The organism is Kitasatospora sp. NPDC057542 (assembly GCF_042801945.1).
In the GTDB taxonomy this organism is placed as follows: Bacteria; Actinomycetota; Actinomycetes; order Streptomycetales; family Streptomycetaceae; genus Kitasatospora.
This window is the reverse complement of sequence record NZ_JBHVFE010000661.1, coordinates 1-3,697: the sequence shown is the minus strand read 5'-3', so window position 1 is coordinate 3,697 and position 3,697 is coordinate 1. Positions and strand designations below refer to the sequence as shown.

The following is a 3,697-nucleotide window of genomic DNA, read 5'->3' as shown; positions in this document are numbered from 1 at the left end:
GTGCCTGCTGCTGCCAACGCCCGGACGCTGTGGGGACGTCGACGGGACGGGCCTGGCCCGGTCGTATGCTGGCCGGATGATCAAGCCGATTGAGCTGGTGATATTCGACTGCGACGGTGTCCTGGTGGACAGCGAGGTGATCGCCGTCCGGGTGCTGGTGCGGCTGGGGGAGGAGTACGGCTGGCCGCTGACCGAGGCGGAGGCGATCGAGCGGTTCGTCGGGCGGTCCGAGGCGGTCAACAACGCGCTGGTCGCCGAGCGGCTCGGGGCGGAGACGGCGGCGGTGTGGGGCAAGCGCTTCCACGAGCTGCACGCCGAGGAGGTCGACGCCGGGCTGACCCCGGTGGACGGCCTGCCGGAGGCGCTGGCCGCGATCACCCTGCCCACCTGCGTGGCCTCCAGCGGCACGCACGAGAAGATGCGTCACACCCTGGGCCGGACCGGCCTCCACGGCCACTTCGCCGGGCGGATCTTCAGTGCCACCGAGGTCGGGCGCGGCAAGCCCGCGCCGGACCTCTTCCTGCACGCCGCGCGCTCGATGGGCGTCGACCCGTCCGTCTGCGTGGTGGTCGAGGACAGCCGGCCCGGTGTCGAGGCCGCCCGCGCCGCCGGAATGCGCGCGCTCGGCTACGCGGGCGGCGTCACGGCGGCGGAGCGGCTGGCCGGGCCGGGAACGGTCGTCTTCGAGGACATGCGCGAGCTGCCCGCACTGATCGCCGCGGGCGCGGTGGGGGAGTGACCGGGGCAGGGTAATCCGGTTGCCGGGCGGGACGGGCGCTGGCAGGGTCGGGCAGCATGACCTCCTCCGGCAGGCTGCACCCCGACGAACTGGACATCGACGAGGCGCTGGTGCGCCGGATGGTCGCCGAGTGCTTCCCGCAGTGGGCCGGTCTGCCGGTCGAGCCGGTGGCGCCGGTCGGGACCAGCAACGCGATGTACCGGCTGGGGACGGAGCTGGTGGTGCGCATCCCGCGGATCCCCGGGGTGGTCGAGGAGATCGCCAAGGAGGACCGTTGGCTGCGGCGCCTCGCCCCGCGGCTGCCGGTCCCGGTACCGGTCCCGCTGGCCGTGGGCGGGCCGGTCGACGGTTGCCCCTGGCCCTGGTCGGTGCTGCGCTGGCTCGACGGGACCAACCCGGCCGCCGGACGGCCGGCCGAACCCGGACTGCTGGCCCGCGACTTGGCGGCCTTCGTGACCGCCATCCGCCGGATCGACCCGGCCGACGGCCCCGCCGCCCACCGCAGCGAGTCGCTGGCGGAGCGGGACGCCGGGACCAGGACCGCGATCGCGGCGGTTGCCGACCTGGTCGATGCCGAGGCCGTGACCGCCGCCTGGGAGCACGCGCTCCGGGCCCCCGCACCCGCCGGCCCCCCGGTCTGGATCCACGGCGACCTGCAGCCCGGCAACCTGCTGGTGGACGCACGGGGCCGGCTGAGCGCCGTCATCGACTTCGGCTGCGCGGGCCTGGGCGAGCCGGCCGTCGACCTGATCCCCGCCTGGTACGTGCTGCCCGCCGCCGCCCGTACCGTCTTCCGTGCGGCCGTTGCCGTCGACGACGCGGCGTGGGACCGCGCCCGCGGCTGGGCCCTCTCCATCGCCCTGTCGGAAGTGGCCTACTACCGCGACAGCAGCCCGAGGATGACCGGCATCGCCCGCCACGTGATCGCCGAGGTGCTGGCCGATCACGCCTCCCCGTCCGGCAGCCGCCACTCGTAGGGGAACAGCTCCCGCTCCCACCCGGGGGAGGCGGCGAGTTCGCCGGCCGCCTCCGGAGTGCGCAGGAGGCAGCGGTGGCGCAGCAGTTCGCGCCGCTCGGCGGGGGTGAGCAGACGCTCCTCGGGGCCGAGGTCCCGGTAGTGGCCGAGGTCGGGGCGGCCGTCGACCGATCCGGCCTCGGCGACGTTCAACAGGTCGCCTCCGGCGGTGCGGTAGTCGAGCCGCAAGTCGGTGCGCCACTGCGAGTTGCCGCCCCAGCTGTGGGAGAGGTCGCAGGTGGGGCGGTGCGCGCGGCGGAACGTCCAGTAGAGCGGGAAGCGGTCGGCCACCCCGTGCTCCGCGTGCGCCGCGCCGGCCCGGACCCGTACGCCGGCCCGGTTGAACAGCAGCTCGCCGAGCATCAGGCCGGGCCACCTGACGTCCAGGACCTCGATCGGTGCCTGCGGGTCCTCGGCCCGCTCGACCTCGACGATCTCGTGGAGGAAGGGGTCGAAGCGGGCGGCGCTCTCGAAGGGCGCCATCCCGAGGGCCGTGAACAGGCCTGGGTAGCAAGGAGGTTGCGGGTCGAGCAGAAGCACGTCGGCGACCCGGCCGAGGGCGTAGAGCTCCTCCAGCAGGTCGGGCCCGCCCACGCTCGCGTCGGCCCACCAGGAGGTGCGGTGGACGGCGGCGGTCCGGAGGCGGTCGCGGTACCCGGGCGCCTCCGGACCGGCCAGCCAGCGGTCGATGTCGTCCTCGTACGGGCCGTCGTGGTCGAGGAGCTGCTCGTAGAGCGTGCGTGCGTTCACGGCGGCGATCATGGGCGGGTTCCGCCGAAACGGTCAACCGCCGCCCGGCCGCCCCCGACCGTACGACGGGCGGGGGCGGCGCTGGCGGGTCAGTACCAGAGGGCGCCGGACTGGCCCTTGTTCTCCCACTGCTGGGCGTTGGCCCCGTTCGCGGTGGAGGAGTTGGTGATCTCCAGGTACTTGCCGCTGTGGTTCTTGAACAGGTAACGGGTCATGCCGTCGCCCGACCGGGTCTCCTGCCACTTCCACTTCGCGCCGGCCTGGCCGTTGCACGTCCACTGCTGGGCGTTGGCGCCGTTCTTGGTGGAGGAGCCCTCGATCTCCAGGCACTTCTTGCTGTGCTCGTTCACGAAGTAGTAGAAACCATCGCCCGCGGGCTTGAAGCGCCACACCGCGCCGGCCTGGCCCTTGCACGTCCACTGCTGGGCGTCGGCGCCGTTCGCGGTGGAGGAGCTGGTGATCTCCAGGCACTTGCCATTGTTGTTCTTGATGACGAACGGGTCCGAGACGGCGGCGAGCGTGTCGCCCTTCTGGAGCACGGTGCCCAGGCTCGGCGTCTCGGCGCCGTCCTGCGGCGCGGCGACGGCCTGGCCGCCGCCGAGGGCGGTGAGCCCGAGCGCCAGGGCGGCGAGGGCGATCCCGGCGGCGGAGCGCGGGTTCCTGCGGAGTCCGTTGCTGGACATGGATGGTCCCCCTTCGAGGGTGCTGGTGTCGGTCCGTGTCCACCGGATGAGCCCCCGTGGTGGACACGGCATCAGCTTGCCGACCTCCCGGGTGGGTTGTCGCTAGCAGTCAGTCCACGGTCGCTTGGTTCAGAGTCCACCGCCGGCCGTCACGGCGCCGTGGCGGAAGTCGCGCGGCGGCAGCCCGTACGCGCCGCGGAAGGCGCGGCTGAAGTCCGCGGCGCGGGGGAACCCGCAGCGGGCCGCGATGACGTGGACGGGGGTCGCGGCCAGGGCCGGGTCGGCGAGGTCGCGCCGGGCCCGTTCGAGGCGCTGGCGGCGGATCCAGGCGGCGACGGTCTCCTCCTCGCCCTCGAAGAGGCGGTGCAGGTAGCTGACCGAGATGTGGTGCGCGGCGGCGACGGCGCCGGGGCTGAGGTCCGGCTCGTGCAGGTGGGTGCGGACGAAGGCCCGGACGCGCTGGACCAGCGCCCGGCGCCGGCTCTCCGGCGGTACGGCGTCCTCGGCGTC

General features: G+C 74.0%; 5 protein-coding genes. 2 read left to right on the top strand and 3 right to left on the bottom strand.

The annotated features are described in order from the left end of the window. Window positions 1–76 precede the first annotated feature (76 nt). Together ACFU7Y_RS41680 and ACFU7Y_RS41675 are read left to right on the top strand one after the other, a co-directional pair. Window positions 77–739, top strand: a complete 663-nt coding sequence (locus ACFU7Y_RS41680) for an HAD family phosphatase (protein ID WP_224281165.1) — start codon at window positions 77–79, stop codon at window positions 737–739. Between the two features lie 56 nt (window positions 740–795). Next, window positions 796–1,716 (top strand): aminoglycoside phosphotransferase family protein, encoded by a 921-nt coding sequence (locus ACFU7Y_RS41675; protein WP_224281164.1) that lies wholly within the window; start codon window positions 796–798, stop codon window positions 1,714–1,716. Here the strand turns inward: ACFU7Y_RS41675 and ACFU7Y_RS41670 are convergent. The 3 genes from ACFU7Y_RS41670 to ACFU7Y_RS41660 all read right to left on the bottom strand — a co-directional run. Then, the gene (locus tag ACFU7Y_RS41670; RefSeq protein WP_224281163.1) at window positions 1,683–2,504 is read right to left on the bottom strand and encodes a hypothetical protein; all 822 of its coding nucleotides are present in this window, start codon (window positions 2,502–2,504) and stop codon (window positions 1,683–1,685) included. The two genes, ACFU7Y_RS41675 and ACFU7Y_RS41670, sit on opposite strands and share 34 nt — an antisense overlap. 89 nt (window positions 2,505–2,593) lie before the next feature. Further along, the gene (locus tag ACFU7Y_RS41665; RefSeq protein WP_224281162.1) at window positions 2,594–3,187 is read right to left on the bottom strand and encodes an RICIN domain-containing protein; all 594 of its coding nucleotides are present in this window, start codon (window positions 3,185–3,187) and stop codon (window positions 2,594–2,596) included. Window positions 3,188–3,316: 129 nt separating this feature from the next. Then, window positions 3,317–3,697: helix-turn-helix domain-containing protein (locus tag ACFU7Y_RS41660; protein ID WP_380771624.1), on the bottom strand; the 381-nt coding region annotated here is incomplete at its 5' end.

Excerpts from the sequence above, each read along its gene's own strand:
- ACFU7Y_RS41680 (WP_224281165.1), top strand. The coding sequence starts at position 77 with ATGATCAAGCCGATTGAGCTGGTGATATTCGACTGCGACGGTGTCCTG.
- ACFU7Y_RS41675 (WP_224281164.1), top strand. The coding sequence starts at position 796 with ATGACCTCCTCCGGCAGGCTGCACCCCGACGAACTGGACATCGACGAG.
- ACFU7Y_RS41665 (WP_224281162.1), bottom strand. The coding sequence starts at position 3,187 with ATGTCCAGCAACGGACTCCGCAGGAACCCGCGCTCCGCCGCCGGGATC.